The sequence below is a fragment of the Microlunatus parietis genome, assembly GCF_013407955.1.
Lineage (GTDB): Bacteria > Actinomycetota > Actinomycetes > Propionibacteriales > Propionibacteriaceae > Microlunatus > Microlunatus parietis.
Genome location: NZ_JACCBU010000001.1, coordinates 5,538,255 through 5,559,676 on the forward strand (window position 1 = coordinate 5,538,255; position 21,422 = coordinate 5,559,676).

17 protein-coding genes are annotated in these 21,422 nt (G+C 71.5%); 10 read left to right on the forward strand and 7 right to left on the reverse strand.

The window, feature by feature from the left end:
• Positions 1-56: 56 nt before the first annotated feature.
• From BKA15_RS26700 to BKA15_RS26710, 3 genes are read right to left on the reverse strand one after another with little or no spacing between them, the layout of a single operon-like run.
• Entirely contained in the window at positions 57-1,085 is a 1,029-nt protein-coding gene (locus tag BKA15_RS26700; RefSeq protein ID WP_179756101.1) for a DUF2891 family protein, read from the reverse strand.
• A 41-nt stretch (positions 1,086-1,126) separates the two neighbouring features.
• Positions 1,127-2,101 (reverse strand): DUF4432 family protein, encoded by a 975-nt coding sequence (locus BKA15_RS26705; RefSeq protein ID WP_179756103.1) that lies wholly within the window; start codon positions 2,099-2,101, stop codon positions 1,127-1,129.
• A gap of 57 nt (positions 2,102-2,158) precedes the next feature.
• Complete coding sequence (locus BKA15_RS26710; RefSeq protein ID WP_179756105.1) at positions 2,159-2,761, reverse strand: hypothetical protein; 603 nt, start codon at positions 2,759-2,761, stop codon at positions 2,159-2,161.
• Between the two features lie 255 nt (positions 2,762-3,016).
• On the opposite strand from BKA15_RS26710, the gene BKA15_RS26715 reads away from it, so the two are divergent.
• A complete protein-coding gene (locus BKA15_RS26715; protein ID WP_179756107.1) occupies positions 3,017-4,036 on the forward strand; it encodes a DUF4192 domain-containing protein in 1,020 nt (339 codons plus the stop codon).
• Here BKA15_RS26715 and BKA15_RS35060 read toward each other — a convergent pair whose 3' ends face one another.
• From BKA15_RS35060 to BKA15_RS35885, 3 genes are all read right to left on the reverse strand, one after another.
• Positions 4,037-4,603 carry a winged helix-turn-helix domain-containing protein gene (locus tag BKA15_RS35060; protein WP_218871592.1) on the reverse strand — a complete coding sequence of 189 codons (567 nt, stop codon included), beginning with the start codon at positions 4,601-4,603 and terminating at the stop codon, positions 4,037-4,039.
• A gap of 1,062 nt (positions 4,604-5,665) precedes the next feature.
• Positions 5,666-6,310: a response regulator gene (locus BKA15_RS35880; RefSeq protein WP_179756109.1), complete on the reverse strand. Its 645-nt coding sequence runs from the start codon at positions 6,308-6,310 to the stop codon at positions 5,666-5,668.
• Complete coding sequence (locus tag BKA15_RS35885) at positions 6,307-7,542, reverse strand: sensor histidine kinase (RefSeq protein ID WP_179756111.1); 1,236 nt, start codon at positions 7,540-7,542, stop codon at positions 6,307-6,309. Before BKA15_RS35885 ends, BKA15_RS35880 begins: the two co-directional genes overlap by 4 nt.
• 203 nt (positions 7,543-7,745) lie before the next feature.
• On the opposite strand from BKA15_RS35885, the gene BKA15_RS26735 reads away from it, so the two are divergent.
• The 9 genes from BKA15_RS26735 to whiA all read left to right on the forward strand — a co-directional run bounded on the left by BKA15_RS26735 (position 7,746) and on the right by whiA (position 18,969).
• Positions 7,746-8,315 carry a GlcG/HbpS family heme-binding protein gene (locus BKA15_RS26735; RefSeq protein WP_179756113.1) on the forward strand — a complete coding sequence of 190 codons (570 nt, stop codon included), beginning with the start codon at positions 7,746-7,748 and terminating at the stop codon, positions 8,313-8,315.
• 115 nt (positions 8,316-8,430) lie between these two features.
• Positions 8,431-9,378, forward strand: a complete 948-nt coding sequence (locus tag BKA15_RS26740; protein ID WP_179756115.1) for a carbohydrate kinase family protein — start codon at positions 8,431-8,433, stop codon at positions 9,376-9,378.
• Positions 9,379-9,547: 169 nt separating this feature from the next.
• Positions 9,548-10,975 (forward strand): sulfatase-like hydrolase/transferase, encoded by a 1,428-nt coding sequence (locus BKA15_RS26745; RefSeq protein WP_218871593.1) that lies wholly within the window; start codon positions 9,548-9,550, stop codon positions 10,973-10,975.
• Between the two features lie 50 nt (positions 10,976-11,025).
• On the forward strand, positions 11,026-12,678 hold the full coding sequence (locus tag BKA15_RS26750; RefSeq protein ID WP_179756119.1) for an arylsulfatase: 1,653 nt from the start codon (positions 11,026-11,028) through the stop codon (positions 12,676-12,678).
• 103 nt (positions 12,679-12,781) lie between these two features.
• The gene (locus BKA15_RS26755; RefSeq protein WP_179756121.1) at positions 12,782-13,348 is read left to right on the forward strand and encodes a Rieske (2Fe-2S) protein; all 567 of its coding nucleotides are present in this window, start codon (positions 12,782-12,784) and stop codon (positions 13,346-13,348) included.
• A 42-nt stretch (positions 13,349-13,390) separates the two neighbouring features.
• A complete protein-coding gene (uvrC, locus tag BKA15_RS26760; RefSeq protein ID WP_179756123.1) occupies positions 13,391-15,409 on the forward strand; it encodes an excinuclease ABC subunit UvrC in 2,019 nt (672 codons plus the stop codon).
• Positions 15,410-16,058: 649 nt separating this feature from the next.
• Positions 16,059-16,940, forward strand: coding sequence for an RNase adapter RapZ (gene rapZ / locus BKA15_RS26765; RefSeq protein WP_281385589.1), 882 nt, complete (start codon positions 16,059-16,061; stop codon positions 16,938-16,940).
• 10 nt (positions 16,941-16,950) lie between these two features.
• A complete protein-coding gene (locus BKA15_RS26770; RefSeq protein ID WP_376766817.1) occupies positions 16,951-17,919 on the forward strand; it encodes a gluconeogenesis factor YvcK family protein in 969 nt (322 codons plus the stop codon).
• Positions 17,920-17,985: 66 nt separating this feature from the next.
• The gene (gene whiA / locus BKA15_RS26775; protein WP_179756127.1) at positions 17,986-18,969 is read left to right on the forward strand and encodes a DNA-binding protein WhiA; all 984 of its coding nucleotides are present in this window, start codon (positions 17,986-17,988) and stop codon (positions 18,967-18,969) included.
• Positions 18,970-18,978: 9 nt separating this feature from the next.
• Here the strand turns inward: whiA and BKA15_RS26780 are convergent, their stop codons facing one another.
• Positions 18,979-21,312 (reverse strand): transglycosylase domain-containing protein, encoded by a 2,334-nt coding sequence (locus tag BKA15_RS26780; protein WP_312879372.1) that lies wholly within the window; start codon positions 21,310-21,312, stop codon positions 18,979-18,981.
• Positions 21,313-21,422 lie beyond the last annotated feature (110 nt).

Below are 21,422 nucleotides of genomic sequence, written 5' to 3' on the forward strand. Positions count from 1 at the left end.
GGCGCCTTACCAGAGAAACTTCTGTGGTATTGCGCCAGGAAACCTGGTGAAGACGCTCAGAGGTCGGTGGCGAGGATCGCGAAGCTGAGCAGCCAGTGGGTGGAGGCGAAGTGGGCCTCCGTCACCAGCGGCAGGGCCGGCTCGCGGAGCTGGATCGCGGCGGCGACGAGCCGGCTGTGCCGCGGGTCCTCGATCGGCAGCGAGGCCGCCAGCCGGGACAGCTGCCAGGACTTGGACAGCGCCAGGCCGGTCAGGTGCGCCAGTTGCCCGTCGGCGGTGTCCTCGACCGGCATCGGCCGCAGGAGTCGATCAAGGTCCGGGTCGGGCTGCGGCTTGCGGGCCAGCCCGGGCAGGAACCTGTCCAGCCAGGCCGGGAACTCGGCCTCGAGCACCCGCAGCATCAGTTCGGCCTCGCTCAGCGCCGGGGACAGGAAGTCGATCCCGGACGGCTCGTACGCGAGCGGTGCCGCGGTGTCGCCGCCGTACGCCTTCCGCGCGTAGTCGTTGATCAACTCCACCACGTCGGACCGGCCGATCACCGAGAACGCGTGGTGCATCAGGCTGAGCGCGAAGGCGGTGTTTCCGTGCAGCCCGTGCCGGACCGGGTGCGGCAGCCGGGGCAGGAAGTCGATGATCAGATCGGCCACGCAGGCGACGAGTTCGCTGGTCGCCTCCACCCACGGGTCGGCGAACTGGTCCAGGCAGCGCCAGGTCTCGGCGCCGAGCATCGCCGCCCAAGCCCAGCCGTACGGGCGCTCGAACCCGGGATGATCATGGAGGTAGGCCACCTCGGTGGCGATCTTGGCCGGCGTCAGCCGGGCGTCCAGCAGATCGCAGATCGGGCCGGTCAACTGCTCGGCGTTCAGCGCCGCGCGGTGGATGGTCAGCAGCCGGACCAGCGACCACTGCAGGTGCACGCTGGAGTGCCAGTCGAAGCTGCCGTGGAAGGCCGGATGCAGGGTGCGCGGCGTGACGTCGTTGTCGTAGGCGTCCCGGCTGACGTGGTGGCTGGCGTACGGATACTCGGTGCCGAGCGAGCGCGCCGCGACCCGTACCCAGGATCTGATCCGTTGTTGATCGACCATCGTGGCCCGCCCCTCCTGCGGTCGTCGGTTCGTGGCTGTGCCTACTCGGTGCTCGCATGCACGGTCAGGGCCAGCCGGGCGTTGCGGGTCTCGTCCGGCTGCACCCAGACGGTCGCCTTGGAGATCCGTCGGGCGTCGTGGATGCCGTGCGCCGGCCAGCTGCTGGACGGGGTCAGGGCCAGGAAGTAGCCGTCGCCGAACCAGGGGAAGCCGCGCCGGTGGCCGGACTCCAGCGCATACCAGGCATACGGCCAGGCCTCGGCGTCCCAGGTCAGGTCCAGCCCGAGGTCGGCCGCCGGATTCCGTACGGTGATCTTGGGATCGACGAAGTCGGTCAGGTAGGCCAGCCGGGCGTGATCGGCGCGCGGGCCGACCACCCGGCGCAAGTTGATCATGGAGTCCTCGCCGACCGAACGCGGCCACGGCATCACGTCGTTGTAGTTGGCGCCGGAGGTCGCGGTCGGGTCGGGGTGCACGATCGTCGCGCCGCTCTCGATCACCGTGTCCGGGCCGAGCAGCGGCGCGCCGAGCACGACCTGCTGGCCCCACATGACCTCGACCGCCTCGTTCGCGTCGTTGTGCACCGACTCCTCGATGCTGATCGTCGGGCCGTCCACGGTGACGATCTTGGTCACCCGGAACGGGCTGCGGACCAGTCGGGTGTTCATGATCACCGACGAGCCGTCGACTTGCCAGTCGAACGGCGCCAACCGGGTCTCGCCGTTGTAGCCCCATTCGACGCCGTGTGCGTGTGCGGTGTCGCCGCCGTTAGGGAACAGGGTCTGCCAGCCGCCCGGGAAATGATCAAGCATCGACGCCTCCGCATTGCCCGGCAGGGTGGGCGTGAGCGGACGCAGTCCCCAGGGGGTGCGCCAGAGCAGTTCGGCGTCGTCGTCCGGCCGGCGGAGTGAGGTCACGGTGCCGCCGAGGCCCGGGACCAGTTCGGCGACGAGCCCCTCGGAGCGGATCCGGAGCACGTCCCAGCCGCGCTCGGTGTGAGTTTCGACCTCGGTCATAGCGATGAAGCCTACTGATCGACCCGGGCCCGCACCGACGCGCGTCGGGATCGTGATTCAGTCGACGATCTTGATCGCGGTGATCCAGTCGGCGGCGTCGCTGGACATCATCAGCGTGACGTCGCCGCGGGGGAGCAGGAAGGTGAGATAGCCGCGGGCCGCGTCGCCGGGTTCCAGCACGCCGACGTCGAGATCGCCATGGGCGAAGGAGTCCTCGGCGCGGACCGGGTTGGCCAGGTCGCGGGCGGCGAAGAAGTAGGCCGGGTCGTAGTCGACGACCCCGTCCAGGGCGCGGAGTTCGACCTGGACCCGGAGCCGTACCTCCGACGAGCCGGGCTTGCGGAGCCAGGTGTGGTCGATCACGGTGAGCTCGCCGCGCCCCTGCGGGGTGGTGAACTCGATCGCGTCCGGCTCACCGGCGGGGTCGGACGCGACGGCCGGCGGGGCGGTGATCACCGGCGACGGCACCGGCCGTCTGGCCTGCTCGGCGGCCTTCCGGTTGTCCTGGACACTGCCGGCCACGATGATCACGGCGGCCAGGGCGAGGATCACGAAGGTGCCGACGGCCGGAGCGATCCGGAGCAGCAGCGAGCGGCGGCGCGGCAGTTCGGGCGGCGGCTGCGGAGCCGGCGGGGGCGTACCGAGGGGGCGGTCGGCCAAGGGGAGCCCGGAAGCGGGTGGCGCGAAGGCGGGGCCGCTGGAGTTTCGACCGAGACCGGGCGCAGTCCGACTGGTCGAGTCCGCCCGCTCGATCTCGTGACTCACACCCATCACGTTACCGTGGCGCCGGACGAGATGCAGCAAGTCCGCATTCGGCGCCGGCGCGCTGTCCACAGGCAGCGCCCGACTTTCTCGGTTGTCCACAGATTTTCTTTCCGCCGGCGGATTCGGCCAGAACTGCGCAGAACCATGGGCATGAAACGTGCCCAACCTCGTCGGCCTCCGCAGCCGACCCTCCGGCTCGACTCCCGCGACCCGCAGGAGCTGCTCGGCCTGATTCCCTACCTGCTCGGCTTCCGTCCCGAGGAGTCGTTCGTGCTGCTGCTGTTCCGGGGCAGCGAACTGCTGCTGTCCGCCCGGGTCGACCTGCCGCCGGCCGCCGGTGCAGGGCAACTGGCCGACTACGGTCACGCTCTCGCCGTCGCGCACGAGGCGACCGGTGCCGTCGCGGTGGCGTTCGGCGCCGACTTCGCCGCGGCGACCGCACTGCTGGACCGGTGGCGGGCCCGCTGGGCCCGGGCGGAACGAGCCCGCCCGAGCTGCGTCCTGCACGACGTGTTGTACGCGGACGGCGAGCACTGGTGGTCCCGGACGACGGCGTTCGGCAGGTCCCGGACTGCCGGCGTCCCGTACGATCCGCGGGCCAGCGGCGCCGCCGCTGCCGCCGTGATGGCCGGCCTGCCAGCACTGTCCAGCCGGTCCGAACTGGAGGCCAGCGTCGCTGGCCCGGCCGAACCCGACCGCCCCGCTCTCGCCGCCCTGGCCGCCCGCGCGGTCCGAGACCTGGACCAGCTGGACGTGCAGGCCCGGCAGATCACCATGGTCGAGGCCGTGCACGCCGGGTTGGCCGCCGAGCCGTCGGACGAGGCCTGTGCCCGGCTCGCCGTCCTCGCCGCGGCGATCGACGCCCGGGACGCCGCCTGGTCGATGATCACGCTCGACCGCGCCGACGACCACGTCGCGCTCTGGCGCCGGGTGGTCCGCCGGACCATCGACCGGTACGCCCTCGGCCCGCTGGCCCTGACCGGTGCCGCCGCCTGGGTCGGCGGCCACGGCGCCCTGCTGAACTGCTGCGTCGAACGCGGGCTGCGGCTCGATCCGTCGTACAGCATGATCACGCTGCTGGCCGAGCTGGCCAGCAGCGGCATCCCGCCCACCCTGTGGCACGAACTCGGGCCGCGGATCCGGGAGGAGGTGTGGTCGGAGACCGGATGATCAGTCGTCGTCGGAGACGTGCGGGAAGCCCTGCACGGCGATGGTGATCCGCCGGCTGTCCGGCGCGAGCTCGCGCTTGCTGGTCAGGGGTCGCAGCACCTCGCTGATCTGTTCGCCGATCTGCTTCAGCTCTTCGGCCGACAGGTCCGTGTCGATCTGCATCTCGAAGCCGACGCCCCGCCAGGGCTCGGGCAGGTCCCGGCTGCGTCGGGCCCACGCCTCGATCCGGCGGACCAGGGCGCCGCGCAGGGCCTGACCCATCGCCAGGGCGGCCCGCCGGGCATCACCGGCGAGGTTCTCCGGCTCGACCCGCATCCAGCCGTGCCGGATCTGCCACGGCCGGTTGCGCCCCTTGCCGCCCTCGGCCTCCTCGATGAAGCCGTACTTGGCCAGGGTGCGCAGGTGGAACGAGCAGTTCGCGGGACTCTCGCCGATCCGGTCCGAGACCTCGGTCGCGGTGAGCGGACCTTCGTCGTCCAAGAGGTCCCGGATCCGCAGCCGGATCGGGTGGGCCAGAGCTCGCATCGCGCGCGGGTCCTCGAGCGGATCCACCTTTTCGAAAGACATGTTTCGAACTTAGTCGAGTGTGGGCGGGTGGTCAACGTGGCCAGCTCGCGGATCCCGGCGGTGGGCGCTGGGTGCTGGGCGGAGTGCCGGCGCATGGTGGTTGGTTGGTCGGTAGGCGGGGGAGGGGCCCTACCGGTGGGGAGGGAGGGGCCCACGGGGAGGATGGGGCGGCGGCCAACGGGGAACTCGACGAGGGGAAGGCGGAAGGTGGAAGGGAGAAGGGGGCGGGCGGAAGGGGGATGGGCGGCGGTGGGGATGGGGTGGCGGCGTGGCGGAACGCGACGAGGGGAACTCGCCGAGGGTACGGGCGGAGGGAACGGGCCGTGGGGCGAGCGGATAGGGGTGGGGCGAGCGGAGAGGGGCGAACGGAGAGGGGTGAGCAAAGAGTGGAGGGTCGGACATTCGGCTGACGAGGCATCGAAGACCCTATTGACTTAGCGCTGGGCGGCGGGCTTGAGCCTGAATCCGTGGATCGCTGCTTAGGGCGCGCTGGCGTTGTTGGCGAACATCAGGCTGTCAACCAAGCAACCTCGCACCGGAACACTTGCCGGCGCACCGCTCTGCGACCGTCGCGTCGCTGCGTCCGGCGCCGACGCTCCGCCGAGCGGACGCCAAGGGCAGATCTTTTCCGGAATCCGTGCCATTTGGGTCCACTCGGCGCTCAGCCACTCGCCGTTCGGCCGTGGCTGCGTCGTGACGCTTCATCGAACCGGGATCGGGTTGCGGTGACGTGTCAGAACGGGGGTCGGGGGTCCAGTGCCTGACCCGGAGCGGCCTTCCGCCGAGGGCACGGCAACGCTTCCAGTCGGAGGATCCGGGCTGAGGGCGGTCGGGAGACGAACGGTGCCGAGGGGTCGGGCAGGTCCGGCGGCTTGACCGGGCATGCCGGGACCGTGCCGGGGATCCGGGCCAAGGGGCGTGCCCGCACGGGCGCGGAGCGGGTTGATGTCAGGACCCGTGCCCGGGGTGTCACGGATCGGCCCTGCAACGGGGTCTCGGGGCGCGAAATCGGTGCGGCGGGGCGGTTGCGTTGCAGATTTGTGTCACTCGCCCGAATCGAGGTCACGGGAGGAGGCGCTGCTCCTTGGCGACGGAGACCGCGCCGGTCCGGGTGTCGACGCCGAGCTTCTCGTAGATCCGGCCGAGGTGCGTCTTCACGGTGGCCTCGCTGAGAAACAGGGCCTTCGCGATGTCGCGGTTCGACAGGCCGAGCGCCAGCTGGCCGAGGATGTCGTGCTCGCGAGGTGTCAAGGTGGGCCGGGGGCTGCGCATCTGGGCCATCACCCGGTGCGCGACGGGCGCGGACAGGGCGGTGCGGCCGGCGGCGGCGCTGTGGATCGCGGCGAACAGTTCCTCGGGTCGTTCCGCCTTCAGCAGGTAGCCGGTGGCGCCGGCGGCGATCGCGCGGGTGATGTCGGCGTCGGTGTCGTACGTGGTCAGGACCAGGACGTGGACGTCGCCGCCGGCCGCGACGATCTGCCGGGTCGCCTCGATGCCGTCGATGCCGTCGCCGAGCTGGAGGTCCATCAGGACCACGTCGGGGGTGAGCGCGGCGGCTTGGGCCACCGCCTCCTCTCCGCTGCCGGCCTCGCCGACGACCTCGATGTCAGGCGCACTGTCCAGCAGGGCACGCAGGCCGGCCCGGACCACGACGTGGTCGTCGCAGAGAAGGAGCCGGACGGGTCCGGTCGGAGCGGGGCTGGTCACGGGGTCGGAACCTCCAGAGTCGCGGGTACGGCAGCGGACACGACTGTGCCGTCGCCCGGCGCGGACTCGACGGTCAGGGTGCCGCCGAGTTGGCCGACCCGGGCCCGCATGGCCGGTAGTCCGTGGCCCCGGTCGGCCGAACCGGGTCCGGGCGAGGCCGGGTCGAACCCGCGGCCGTCGTCGGCGATGTCGAGGCGTACCTCGTCGCCGAGGTAGCTGACGGTGACGGCGGCCCGGGTGGCGCCGGAATGCTCGCGTACGTTGGCAAGCGCGCCCTGAGCGACCCGGAGCAGGGCGGACTGGACCCGGTCCGGCAGTGGTACGGGCGTGCCGTCGACCTGGCAGATCACGGTGCGCTCGTCGGTGATCTCGCGGTCGGCCAGCGCCCGCAGAGCGGTCTGCAGATCGCCGCCCTCGGCGAGGTCGGCGGGGGCCAGGTCGTGGACGAAGCGGCGGGCCTCGGCGAGGCCGCGGTCCGCGACGGCGGCCGCGGTACGGACGTGCTCGCGGGCTCGGGCCGGCTCGGCGTCCCAGAACCGGTCGGCGGCCTGCAACAGCATCCGCTGGCTGGACAGGCCCTGGGCGATCGTGTCGTGGATCTCCATCGACAGCCGCTGCCGCTCGGCGAGGGTGCCCTCGCGTCGCTCGGTGGCGGCCAGCTCGGCCCGGGTCCGGACCAGGTCCTCGATCAGCGCGGCCTGGCGGGTCGCCTGCCGGTCCATCACGACGAACACCGCAGTCGCAAGGGCGGCGACGGCGGGCGGGCCGACCACCCAGTCCAGGTCGAACCGGCCGGCCAGCCGCAACTGGGCGAAGATCACCAAGCCGGTGAACAGGATGATCATGACGAGCGCAAGCCGCAGCGGCAGCATCCGCAACGCCAGAAAGAACAGCGGCACCGCGCACCAGGCGAAGCTCGGCGCCAGGTTCACCAGCACCGACCAGACCCCGACCACGCCGCAGAGCCAGATCAGCCGGGCCACGCCGGCGCCGAGCAGCCGGGACAGGGCAAGTCCGTACAGGACGGCGAGGGCGGCGGCCATCGCGTACACGACGGCGGCCTGCGCGTCGTCACCGTGCCGCTGGGCGAATCGGAACAGAGCGGCCCCGAGCAGGACGAAGAACGCGATGTGAATGACGAGGGCGAGCCGGCGGACGTCACCGGCCGCGGCGGTGGCGAGGTCGCCGGCTGGGGACGCGTCCCCGCCGGGCGCCGGGGTGCTGCCGGCCATGGTCCGCTCCTCTCCTGACCTGCGAGAACACCCATTCTGGCCCAGCCGCGGCGGCCCGCGGGTCATCCGATCGGCTGACCCCGGCCTCGCCCGTACGGCCGCCGAGGACCAGCCACTGCGACGACGCGCGGACCGGGGTCTCGGCAGCAGGCTGGAAGCACAGCACGGAAAGCCCACACCACAACGAGATGGGGAGTCACACCATGCAGGTCAAGAAGTTCTCGACGCGGGTCAAGATCATCACCGCCGCCGCGGCCGTCGCCCTCGCCGGCTTCGGCACCGCGGGCGTCGTGTCCGCCGCCGCCCAGCCGCCGGCTCAGCCGCCCGCCCAACCGCCGGCCGCGACCAAGGCCGCCGTACCGGAGAAGGCCACCACCACGAGCACCCACCTCAGCATCGACGCCGCGACCGAGGCCGCCCAGGCCGCGCTGGACGCCGCCGAGAAGGAGGGCCAGCGGGTCACCGTCGCCGTGGTGGACCGCAACGGCAACACCATCGTCACCCTGCGCGGCGACGGCGCCGGGCCGCAGTCCTACGAGTCCGCGGTCCGCAAGGCCTACACCGCGGTGTCCTGGAACGCGCCCACCTCGGAGCTGGTGAAGCGGCTCGAGTCCGCGCCGACCCTGAAGGACATCCCGGGCACCCTGTTCCTGGCCGGCGGCGTGCCGGTCGCGGCGGACAACGCCCCGATCGCCGGCATCGGCGTCGCGGGGGCCCCGTCCGGCGACCTGGACGAGAAGTTCGCCCAGGCCGGTGCGGCCGAGCTCGGCTGACCCCGACCGCCTCCCCGATCGGCTCTCGACGCCACGCCCGCCGTGGTGTCGAGAGCCTTTCGGCGTTCCCGGACGACGGGGCGGGCCGCCCGGATCGCTCCATTAGGGTGCCGCCATGAGTCGATTCGTCGTGTGTGGTGAGACCTTGATCGACCTGGTCCGGGTCGCGGAGCCGTCGGATGATCATTTCCGGACCACCTGGCAGGCGCTGTCGGCCGGCGGGCCGATGAACACGGCGGTCGCGCTGAGCCGGCTCGAGGCGGACAGCCACTTCCTGGGGCGGCTGTCCCGGGACGCCTTCGGCCGGCAGCTCCATGATCATCTCACCGGCGCCGGGGTCGATCTTGATCTTGCCGTGATCACCGATCAGGCCACCTCGCTGGCGGTGGTCGAGCTGGATGCCGACGGGGTGGCGAGCTACACGTTCCACTTCGACGGCACGGCCAACTTCGCCTGGCAGCCGCCGGAGCTGCCCGAGCTCGGCGCGGGGGACTGGCTGCACATCGCGTCCCTCGCCTGCGTCGTCGAGCCGGGCGCCGGGGTGCTGCTCGACTGGGCTTCGGCGTCGCAGGCGCCGCTCTCGTACGACATCAACGTCCGGCCCACCGTGATCACCGACCCGAAGCTCTACTGGACGAAGGTCGAGCCGTGGCTGGAGTTGGCCGGGCGCAACGGCGGCATCGTCAAGGCCAGCGATGCCGATCTTGCCGCCCTGGCCGAGGTCGCGCCGGGCGGTGCCGATCCGGCCGAGACCGCCGCCCTCTGGCAGCAGCGGTACGGGCTGCGCGCCGTCGTGATCACCCTCGGCCCGGGCGGAGCCGTCGCCGTCGACGCCGACGGCCGCACGGACGTGCCCGGCCGCAAGGTCGAGGTGGTCGACACGGTCGGCGCCGGCGACACGTTCATGGCCGGCTTCCTGGACGGTTTCGTACGCCGGCAGGCCTCCCTGGAGGACGCGCTGCGCCGCGGGGTCGCCGCGGCCGCGATCGTCTGCGAACGCCAAGGGGCCCAGCCGCCGACCGCCGCCGAGGTCGACGAACTGCTCCGCTCCGACGCTCGCTGAACCTCCCATCAGCCACGGTCGACCCGCGGCCGGCAAGAGATCGGCCGACCGCGACGCCCACTTCTGCCACGATGCAAAACGTTGTCTACAAAGGGTTCCGGTTCGTCCGCTCGGTGCCTTAGCGTCCTTACCGGAGACATTCGTCGACGACGACGCGAGGGGAATGCCGATGACCAGACCCACCCGACGCACGGTCCTCGGCGCGGGCGCCTCCGCCGCACTCGCCGGGCTGTGCGGCGCCGCGGAGTCGCGCGCGGCCGCCGAACCGGCCGGGCCGGCCGGCCGGCGGCCGAACATCGTGTTCATCCTGATCGACGACCTCGGGTACGGGGACCTGTCGATCGCCGGCAACCCGCTGGTGCGGACGCCGAACCTGGACCGGCTGGGCGCCGAGGGCATGCTGATGACCCAGTGTTACGACGCCTCCCCGATCTGTTCGCCGTCGCGGGCCGGCTTCCTGACCGGTCGGTATCCGGCCCGGAACCGGCTCGTCACCTTCCTCGCCACCCGCGAGCACAACGCCTGGGCCGGGCAGGCCGACTGGCTCGACCCCGACGTGCCCAACCTGCCGCGAACGCTGCGTGCCGCCGGTTATGCCACCGGCCATTTCGGCAAGTGGCATCTGGGCGGTGGCCGCGATGTCGGCGACGCTCCGTGGCCGGCCGCGTACGGCTTCGACGAGAGTTACACCCAGTTCGAGGGACTCGGCCCGCGGGTGGTGCCGACCGACACCGAGGCCGGGCTGGCGGCGGCCAGCATCGCGCTGGGGCAGGGGCCGATCGATCAGCTGCCCAAGTCGCAGATCACGGAACGGTTCGTCGACCGGGCGATCGACTTCATCCGGCGGCAACACGATCGGCCGTGGTTCGTCCAACTCTGGCCCGGCGACGTGCACACGCCGTGGGCGCCGAGCGCCGAACAGTTGGAGCAGGTCGCGGGGCTGGGCCGGACTCCGGAAGAGGAGCGCTTCCTGGCCGTCCTGGTCGCGCTGGATGCCGAGGTGGGCCGGCTGACCGGGGCGCTGGATGATCTTGGTCTGTTGGACGACACCTTGATCGTCTGCACCTCCGACAACGGTCCCACCGCGGGAGCCTCCCGGCCGGGTTCGGCCGGGCCGTACCGGGGCCGCAAGGGCAGCCTGTACGAGGGCGGCATCCGGCAGCCGCTGCTGATCCGGTGGCCGGGCCGGGTGCCGGCCGGCAGTCGGGACGACCGCACGGTCGCGCACGCGGTCGACCTGCTGCCGACGCTCGCGGAGGCCGCCGGCACCCGGCTGCCCGGGCCGGCCGACGGGATCAGCCTGCTGCCGGCGTGGTGCGGCCGCCCGGTCACCGAGCGACCCGACCTGTACTGGACCTTCGGTGCGTTCCGGGACCCGAGCCAGGTGCCGGCCGGCGCGAGCCCGAGCTTCGCGATGCGGTCCGGGCGGTGGAAGCTGCTTGCCGAGTCCGGCGGCCGCAACGTGGAGCTGTACGACCTGGAGGCCGACCCGGGCGAGTCGACCGACGTCGCCGATCGCCATCCGCGGCTCGCCCGATCCCTGACCGCCCGGCTGGAAGCCTGGCGCCGGCCCCTTCCGATCAAGATCGCGCACTGATCACACCGAACCATGATCATCGATGTCCCTGACGGCGAAGGAGAAACGCCATGGCGGAGGAGACCGTACCGACGATGACCCGGCGCACCCTGGTGGGCGGTGGTTTGGCGCTGGCATCTGGGGGAGTCTCCGCGGCCGGGGCGCCGGCAGCGCGGGCGGAGGAGGTGGCCGAGCGGCCGAACATCGTCGTGATCTTGGCCGACGACATGGGATTCTCCGATCTCGGCTGTTTCGGCAGTGAGATCCCGACCCCGAACCTGGACGCGCTCGCCGCCGGCGGGCTGCGGTTCAGCCAGTTCTACAACTGCGCTCGGTGCAGCCCGTCGCGCGCCTCGCTGCTGACCGGCCTGTATCCGCACCAGGCCGGCATGGGTGCGCTGGACAACATCGTCAAACCGGAATCCCGCGGCACCTTCGGCCGGCTGCTCGACCGCTCGGTGACCCTGGCCGAGGTGCTCGGTGCGGCCGGCTATCACACGTCGATGTCCGGCAAGTGGCACCTCGGACTGGGCCACGGCACGCCGCCGTGGGCGCGCTGTTTCCAGCGTTCCTTCGCGCCCGTCGGCGGCACCTACTTCCGGGATCAGGACAAGGGTGCGGTCCACATCGACGGCCGGCCGGTGCCGTTGAACTCCGACGAGGTCGGCCCCGGTTACTGGTACGGCTCCGACCTCCTGGTCGACTGGAGCACCCGATTCATCGACGACGCGCGGCAGCAGGGCAAACCCTTCTTCCACTACCTGCCGTTCTGCGCCCCGCACTTCCCGCTGATGGCCCCGCCGGAGGACATCGCGCGGTTCCGGGGCCGCTACCTGGACGGCTGGGAACCGCCGCGCAACGCCCGCTTCGAGCGGCAGCGCGAACTCGGCGTCGTCGGCCCGGCGGAGCGGCTGTCGCCGGCCCTGCGGTACGCCTACGACTGGGACCGGCTGACCGCCGAGCACCGGGAACGCTTCGACATCATGATGGCGGTCTACGCCGCGGCGATCTTCCGGATGGACCGGGCCGTCGGTGATCTTGTCCAGCACCTCAAGGACACCGGCGCGTACGAGAACACGTTGATCATCTTCCTCTCCGACAACGGCGGCAACGCCGAAGCCGGCCCCGACGGCCGGACCGGCGCGGGCACGCCGGGCAGCGCGACCTCCAATATCTGGGTCGGTCTCAACTGGGCGACTCTGCAGAACACGCCGTTCTCGTACTTCAAACACTTCACGTCCGAGGGCGGCATCGCCACACCGCTGATCGCGCACTGGCCGCGCGGGATCGATCCGGCCGTCCGCGGAACGATCCGGCGCGAGCCCGGCCACGTGATCGATCTGATGCCGACCCTGACGGAGGTCGGCCGGGCCCGGTATCCGGCCGAGTTCAACGGCCACGCGATCCTGCCGGCCGAGGGCCGGTCCTTCGCACCGGCCTTCGGCGGGCGGCCGCTCCGGCGGGAGGAACCCCTGTTCTGGGAACACGAGGGCAACCGCGCCGTACGCGCCGGCAACTGGAAGTTCGTCGCCCGCTTCCAGGAACCCCACGAACTCTACCATCTGGGCGCCGACCGCTCCGAGACCGAGAACCTCGCCGAATCCCACCCCGCCAAGGCGGCGGAGCTGGCCGGCCGCTATCGGCACTGGGCGGACCGCACCTTCGTCGATCCGTGGGACAAGAAGATCCACGGCGGGGTCGTCGAGGGTTCGCTCGACGCCTGAGGCGTGGCACCGGCGCGCTGACGTTGATCATGGACGATTCACAGCTGACCCTCCCTAGACTGGCGAACTGAGGACCGACCCCCGACCCCCCAGGGAGCCCGTGATGCCGGATGTCCGCAGCCAACTCGACCAACTCGTCGCGGGAGCGCGCAGCCGGCGCAGGCTGCTGAGACAGGCCGGGCTGGCGGCGGTCGCGATCGGCACGGGGGCTGGGATCGCCGGCTGCTCCACCGGCGGCAGCGCCGGCCCGTCGGCCTCCGCGCCCGCTTCCGCCGCTCCGTCGACGAGCGGCGGACCGACCGCCGGAAGCTCGCCGAGCGCGAGTGCGAGCCCGAGCGGGGGCTCGAGCCCGAGCGCGAGCGGGTCGCCCACCCCGGCCCCGCAGGGCATCACGGTCGCCACCGCCGACGTGCCGGAGGGCGGCGGGGTGGTGATCCAGGAGAAGTACGTGGTGACCCAGCCCGCGGCCGGCGAGTTCAAGGCGTTCAGCGCGGTCTGCACCCACCAGGGCTGCCCGGTGGAGAAGGTCGAGAACGCCGAGATCGTCTGCCCGTGCCACGGCAGCCACTTCGCGATCGCCACCGGTGACCCGGTCTCCGGACCGGCCGACCAGCCGCTCCCGGCGGTCGAGTTCACCGTGTCGGGCGACAGCCTGGTGCTGCCCGAATAGTCCCCGCTCGGGTTGTCGGACCGGGGTTCTACGCTGAGGAACGTGGCCGACCCGACAACCTACCGACCCAAGCCCGGCTCGATCCCGGAGCAGCCCGGCGTCTACCGGTTCTCCGACGCGGACGGGCGGGTCATCTATGTCGGCAAGGCGAAGAGCCTGCGGCAGCGGCTGAATTCGTACTTCGCCGATCCGGCCGGCCTGCACACCCGGACCCAGGCGATGGTGTTCACGGCGGCCCGGGTGGACTGGACCGTGGTCCGCTCCGACGTCGAGGCGCTGCAGCTGGAGTACTCCTGGATCAAGGAGTTCGACCCGCGGTTCAACGTGAAGTATCGCGACGACAAGTCGTACCCGTGGATGGCGGTGACCTGGGCCGACGAGTTCCCGCGGGTGATGGTCGGCCGCGGCAAGAAGCGCAAGGGCAATCGCTACTTCGGGCCGTACTCGCACGCCTGGGCGATCCGGGAGACCGTCGACCTGCTGCTCCGGGTGTTCCCGATGCGGTCCTGCTCCAACGGCGTGTTCAAGAACCACAAGCAGATCGGCCGGCCCTGCCTGCTCGGCTACATCAACAAGTGTGCCGCGCCGTGCGTCGGCAGGATCAGCGCCGACGAGCACCGCGACATCGTGGACGACTTCTGCCAGTTCGTCTCCGGCCAGTCCGGACCGATGATCAAGAAGCTCGAGCGCGAGATGGCCCGGGCCAGTGCGGCGATGGAGTACGAACGCGCCGCCGTGATCCGGGACGACATCGGTGCGCTGCAGCAGGCCATGTCGAAGAACGCGATCGTGCTCGGCGACGGCACCGACGCGGACGTGATCGCGCTGGCCGAGGACCCGCTCGAGGTCGCGGTGCAGATCTTCCACGTCCGCGGCGGCCGGGTCCGCGGCGAACGCGGCTGGGTCGCCGACCGGGTCGACGACATCGACACGGCCGGCCTGGTCGAGCAGTTCCTGCTCCAGTTGTATGCGGCGCCGGAGGAGGCCGACGGGCCGGAGCAGCCGCCGCTGCCGCGGGAGATCCTGGTGCCGGCGCTGCCGCCGTCGGTCGACTCGCTGACCGCCCTGTTCAGCGAGCGGCGCAAGGCCCAGGTGGCGATCCGGGTGCCGCAGCGGGGCGACAAGCGGACGCTGCTGGAGACGGTCGCCCGCAACGCCGGCGAGACCCTGGTCCGGCACAAGACCAGCCGGGCGGGGGACCTGTCCACCCGGAACCGGGCGCTGGAGGAGATCCAGGAGGCGCTGGAACTGCCGACCGCGCCGCTGCGGATGGAGTGCTTCGACATCTCCAACTTGCAGGGCACCGAGGTGGTCGCCTCGATGGTCGTCTTCGAGGACGGCCTGCCGCGGAAGAGCGAATACCGGCGCTTCGTGATCAGGGGCGTGGACGGCCAGAACGACGTCGCCGCGATGAAGGAAGTGATCACCCGCCGGTTCCGCCGGCTGCTCGACGACCGGGCCCGGACCGCGGCCGATCATGATCGCGGCAACGGTACGGCGGCTGCTGCGGAGGTGGCCGACGCCGAGCCGGACGGCCCGATGCTGATCGACCCGACCACCGGGGCGCCGCGCCGGTTCGCCTACGCGCCCGCGCTGGTCGTCGTCGACGGCGGCCCGCCGCAGGTGGCCGCCGCGGCCGAGGCAATGGGGGAGTTGGGCATCAACGACATTGCCCTCTGCGGCCTGGCGAAGCGGCTGGAGGAGGTCTGGCTGCCCGAGACCGAGGACCCGGTGATCCTGCCCCGCACCTCGGAGGGGCTCTACCTGCTGCAGCGGCTCCGCGACGAGGCGCACCGGTTCGCGATCACCCACCACCGGTCCCGGCGGAGCAAGTCGATGGTCGAATCGGTCCTTGATCAGGTTCCCGGTCTCGGTGAGGTACGTCGGCGTACCCTGCTGAAGCATTTCGGTTCGCTGAAGAAGCTCCGCGAGGCCAGGGTGGAGGAGATCGCCGCGGTCCCGGGGTTCGGCGACAAGACCGCGCTGGCGATCAAGGCGGCCCTGTCCGAGACGCCGAAGGCGGAGGCGATCAACACCGCCACCGGCGAGATCCTGGACTGATCGGGCCACCGCGCCGAGGCTCGCGGAGCGATGTCGCCAAAGCACCTGAGTTCGAGCGCTGGGCGGCTCTGAAGCGCGTTGTCGGGCGAACCGAGGCGGAAGAACGACAGCCGGGCCCCACCGCCCACCCGCGTCCGCGCCCTGTCCACTCGCGTCCGCCCTGCCCAACCGCGGCCGCCCTGCCCCTGGCCCGCTCCGGCTCGAGTCGGTCCACGTCGCGTGGGTTTGTCGACAACCGCACACGTCGAAGCCGATTCGAGGTCGGAAAGTCGACAACCCGACCCGCTGTCCGGACACCGAGGGTTGCGCGGTCGCCTCGGCCGGCGGGTCGGAGCGGTCGCGGCGGGGAGGATGACGGGTGGAGCGTCGGTCGCCGGCGGAGGGTCGGTCGCGGATGAAAGCGCGGTGTGGGTCGGCGGAGTGGTGTGGGTCGGCGGAGTGGTGTGGGTCGGCGGAGTGGTGTGGGTCGGCGGAGCGGTGCGGTCGGGGGCGTCGCAGGTTCGGCGCGGCCCGGAGGAACGGTCGCGGATCCGGCTGAGATCGAGGCTGTCGGCGACCGGGCGGACCCGCCTCGGTCCGGGCGTCACCGGTGGCCGCCATAATGGGGCCGGTGAACTCCAGCCAGCCGATCACGGCCGCGCCCGAGGACCTGGACCCCGCCGCCGCACCGACCGCCCCCGACCTGCGGGTCGTCGTCGTCACCGGCATGTCCGGCGCGGGCCGGACGACCGCCGCGAATGCGCTCGAGGACCTCGGCTGGTACGTGATCGACAACCTGCCGCCGAGCGTGCTGCCCGAGGTGTGTTCGCTGGCCAGCGGCGCCGGGATCACCCGGCTGGCGGTGGTCCTCGACGTCCGTACCCGATCGTTCTTCGAGCAGTTGTCGGCCATGTTCAGCGACCTGACCGCGCGCGGCCTGCTGCCGGAGATCCTCTATCTCGAGGCCTCCGACGACGTCATCGTGCGGCGGCAGGAGTCGGCCCGGCGGCCGCACCCGCTGCAGGGCGACGGCCGGCTGCTGGACGGCATTCTCCGGGAGCGGCAGATGCTCGCCACGGTGCGCGCCGCGGCCGATCTGGTGATCGACACCTCGGCGATCAACGTGCATCAGCTCAGCTCGCGGGTCGCGCACGCGTACGCGGGGGAGACGACGGAGCAGCTGCGGGTGACCCTGGTCTCGTTCGGCTTCAAGTACGGCATCCCGGTCGACGCCGACCTCGTGGTCGACGTGCGGTTCCTGCCGAACCCGCACTGGGTGCCGGAGCTGCGGCCGATGACCGGGCTGGACTCCGAGGTCAGCGACTACGTGCTCGGCGCCGAAGGTGCCAACGGGTTTCTGAACAAGCTGCAGGAGCTGCTGCAGATCATGGCGGCCGGCTACATCCGGGAGGGCAAGCGGTTCGCCACCATCGCCATCGGCTGCACCGGCGGCAAGCACCGCAGCACCGCGATGACCGAGGAGTTCGCCCGCCGGCTGCGCGCCCTGGGGCTGCCGACCAAGGTGCTGCACCGCGATGTGGGACACGAGTGAGGTACTTCGGGTGAGCACGGCCCTGCCAGCGCTGCCGACATTGCCGTCGGTGGTCGCGTTCGGCGGCGGCCACGGGCTGTCGGCGTCGCTGAGCGCGTTGCGCCGGGTCACCGACAAGCTCGCCGCGGTGGTCACGGTCGCCGACGACGGCGGTTCGTCGGGCCGGCTGCGGGCCGAGCTGGACTGCCTGCCGCCGGGCGATCTGCGGATGGCGCTGGCCGCGTTGTGCGGCGACGACGAGTCCGGCCGGACCTGGGCCGAGGTGCTGCAGTACCGGTTCGCCTCCGACGGCGACCTGAACGGCCACGCGATCGGCAACCTGCTGATCGCCGGGGTGTGGGCCCGGCTCGGCGACCCGGTGGCCGGGCTCGACCTGGTGGCCCGGCTGCTCGGCGCGAAGGGCCGCGTGCTGCCGATGGCCGCCGTACCGCTGGAGATCGAGGCGGACGTGATCGGCCTGGACGCCGCGCACCCGGACGAGACCGGGCTGGTCCGCGGCCAGGCGGCGGTGGCGACGACGACCGGTCAGGTGTCCGCGGTCCGGCTCACGCCGAGCGACCCGCCGGCCTGTCCCGAGTCGGTGGCGGTGGTCGAGGCCGCCGACTGGGTGGTGCTCGGTCCGGGCTCCTGGTTCACCTCGGTGATCCCGCACCTCCTGGTGCCCGAGCTGGCCGACGCGATCCTGGCCACCAAGGCCCGCCGGCTGCTCACCCTCAACATCGGCTACGACGGCGAGACGCACGGCTTCAGCGCCGCCCGGCACCTGGAACTGCTGGCCGAGCACGCGCCGTGCCTGCGCCTCGACGTGGTGCTGGCGGACAGCGCGTTCGCGGCCGACGATCCCCATCTGAGCGCGTACGCGAGCTCGCTCGGCGCGGAGCTGGTGGTCGCCGACCTGGCCGTCCGAGACGGCACCCCACGGCACGACCCGCTCCGCCTCGCTTCGGCGTACGCAGAGATCATGGGCATCCCCGGCTGACCCTTCAAGATCACTGGGGCTAGGGGGTGCGCCTCGGGCGCTGGCCAAATCTGGCATCATGCACCAATGGCCATGACAGCTCAGGTGAAGGCGGAACTGGCGACGATCAAGGTCACCAAGCCAAGCTGTCGGAAGGCAGAGGTCGCCGCGATGCTGCGGTTTGCGGGCGGCCTGCACATCGTCAGCGGCCGGATCGTCATCGAGGCCGAGCTCGACACCGGCGCCGCGGCGCGCCGGCTGCGGACCGACATCGCCGAGGTGTTCGGGCACCCCAGCGACCTGGTGATCGTCAACGGTTCCGGCATCCGGCGCGGCACCCGCTACGTGGTCCGGGTGATCAAGCACGGCGACGCGCTGGCCCGGCAGACCGGACTGATCGACTCGCACGGCCGGCCGGCGCGCGGGCTGCCGGCCCAGGTGGTCGGCGGCGGCGCGGACGAGTGCGCGGCGGCCTGGCGCGGGGCGTTCCTGGCGCACGGGTCGCTGACCGAACCGGGCCGTTCGATGGCGCTCGAGGTCACCTGCCCGGGACCGGAGGCGGCGCTGGCCCTGGTCGGCGCGGCCCGGCGGCTCGGCATCGCCTCCAAGGCCCGCGAGGTACGCAACGTCGACCGGGTGGTGATCCGCGACGGCGACGCGATCGGCGCCCTGCTGACCCGGATCGGCGCCCACGAATCGGTGCTGGCCTGGGAGGACCGGCGGATGCGGCGCGAGGTGCGGGCCTCGGCGAACCGGCTGGCCAACTTCGACGACGCCAACCTGCGCCGGTCGGCCCGCGCCGCGGTGGCGGCCGGCGCCCGGGTGGAGCGGGCCCTGGAGATCCTCGGCGAGGACGTACCGGATCATCTCAAGGCGGCTGGCGTACTGCGGATCGAGAACAAGCAGGCCAGCCTGGAAGAACTGGGCCAGCTGCACGAGCCGCCGCTGACCAAGGACGCCGTCGCGGGCCGGATCCGGCGGCTGCTCGCCACCGCCGACAAGCGGGCCGCGGAGCTCGGCATCCCGGACACGGAGTCGAGCATCAGCCCGGAACTCCTCGACGCGGACTGATTCCCGGAGTCAGCGGGGCGGGCTCGGCTCCGGACCGGAGGAATAGACGGCCCGAATCGTGCTGAACTCGGGCACCCGTCCGCGATCCGGCGTGAACCGGATGAACTGCCCGGCCGGCACCGTACGGCTCGGTTCGGTCGTCCGCCGCACCGTGAAGCCGGCCTCTTCGAGCCGTTTCGTCGCGGCCTCCGGACTCAGCCCGAACAGGGCCGGCAGGTCGACCAGTCGCCCGTCGGTCAGTTCCCGCGGCGGCGCCTCGAAGCGGGTCTCCGGCTTCCCCTCGAGGTACTCCTCCATCGCCGGCTTCCAGATCTCCTGCCCGGCGTCGCCGCTGCCGGAGCCCTCCAGGACGAAGCCCGTCGACGGCACCCGGTAGCCCTTGACGCCGCTGGACCGGAAGTCGTCGCCGCCGCGCCGGAACGGTTCCCGGGTGACGTCGACCGAGATCATCGCCGCGCCCGAGATCTCGGGCGTGTACCCGGCGAACGAGACGGCCTGGTTGCCGCTGGTGGTGCCGGTCTTACCGGCCTGCGGCCGGCCGTCGTCGGTGGCCACCCGCTGCCCGGTGCCGTCGGTCATCACGCTGGCCAGCAGATCGTTCATCGCGTTCGCGACGTCCTCCTCGAGCACCCGCCGGCAGTTGCCGCTCGGTACGGCCAGCGCGCTGCCGTCCGGCCGGGTGATCGACTCGAGCACGATCGGGTCGCAGTGGATCCCGCCGGAGGCGAACGTCGCGTACGCCTCCGCCAGCGACAGCGGGCTGATCTCCACCGTGCCGAGGGTGAACGACGGCTTGTCCTGGTAGTACGACAGCGGCCGGTCGGCGGTGGTGCTGACGATGCCGAGCTTCTCGGCCATCTCGATCACCCGGCACATGCCGGTGTCCAGCTCCAGCTGCACGTAGTAGGTGTTCACCGAGCGCTGCGCGGCACGGTACATGTCCATCTCGCCGTTGGTGCCGGTGGAGTTGGACACCTCCCAGTCGCCGTAGACCCGGCTCCGTCCGTCGCAGGTGTCGAACGTCTCGCCGGAGAAGTCCATCGTTCCCCGCGCGTCGTACCGCTTGCTGAGCGGGATGCCCTTCTCCAGCGCGGCCGCCGAGGTGATCGCCTTGAACGTCGAGCCGGCCTGGAAACCGCCCTGCTCGCCGATCGCGTAGTTCCAGTAGGTCTCGCCCGCCTCGGCGTCGTCGCCCATCACCGGCCGGCTCTGCGCCATGGCGACGATCAGGCCGGTGCCCGGCTGGATCATGTTCATCGTGGCGATCACCGGGTCGGTCGGGCCGACCACGTCGCTGACCGCCTGCTGGGCGATGTCCTGGGTCTCCGGGTCGATCGCCGTCCGGACGGTCAGGCCGCCGCGCTTGATCGCGTTCTCCCGGTCGTCGGCCGTCGCACCGAGGCTCGGCGTCTGCATCAGCGCGTCGTACACGTAGTCGCAGAGGAACGGGTAGTCGGTGCCGACGCAGCCGTTCCGGGTGCCCCGGACCAGGTCCTCGTCGAAGCCGGTCTTCTTCGCCGCGGCCACGTCGGCCGGGCCGACCATGCCCAACTCGGCCATCCGGTTCAGCACCACGTCGCGCCGTTCCAGCGCCGCGCCCTCGTTGACGACCGGGTTGATCTGGGTCGGGTTCTGCACCAGACCGGCCAGCATCGCGGCCTGGGCCAGGGTGAGCTTTGCGGCCGTGGTGTTGAAATAGTGCTTCGCGGCGGCTTCGACCCCGTAGGCGCCGTCGCCGAAATAGGCGATATTCAAATAGCGTTCCAGGATCTCGTCCTTGGACCATTCCTGTTCCAGGGCGATGGCATAACGTAATTCCTGGATTTTTCGTTCGTACGTGCTCTCCTGCGCGGCGCGTACGGCAGCCTCGTCACCGCGCCGTTTCGCCTCGTCGATCAGCACCATCTTCACGTACTGCTGGGTGATGCTGGAGCCGCCCTGGGTGACCCCGCCGGACACCTGGTTGGTGAGGAAGGCGCGCAGGGTCCCGATCGGGTCCAGCGGGCCGTGCTCGTAGTACCGATGATCTTCGATCGCCAGCAGAGCCCGCGGCATCACCGGCGCGATCTCCTGCAGAGGTTTGTAAACCCGGTTCTCGGCGTAGAAGTAGGCCAGCACGTCGCCGTTCACGTCGAGGATCGTCGAGCGCTCCGACTGGGCCGGCACCTCGAAGTCGGCCGGCAGGTTGCCCAGCTGGTCCGACGCGGCCCGCGCACCGAGCCCGAGCCCGCCCGCGAACGGCGCTACCAGGGCGGCCACCAGCAGCCCGGCGAGGGCACTGACGGCGACGAAGAGAACAGCCGAGGTGAGGACGCGTACGACGCGCCGGGCAGACCGGAGCACTCTGTGCAGAGTAATCGCGGACGCTGTGAATTCCAGGCGCCGCATGCACAGGCTTGCGGCGGAACTCCGGGCGCCGAATCTTCGTTGGAATGTATTCGAGAATTCGCGCG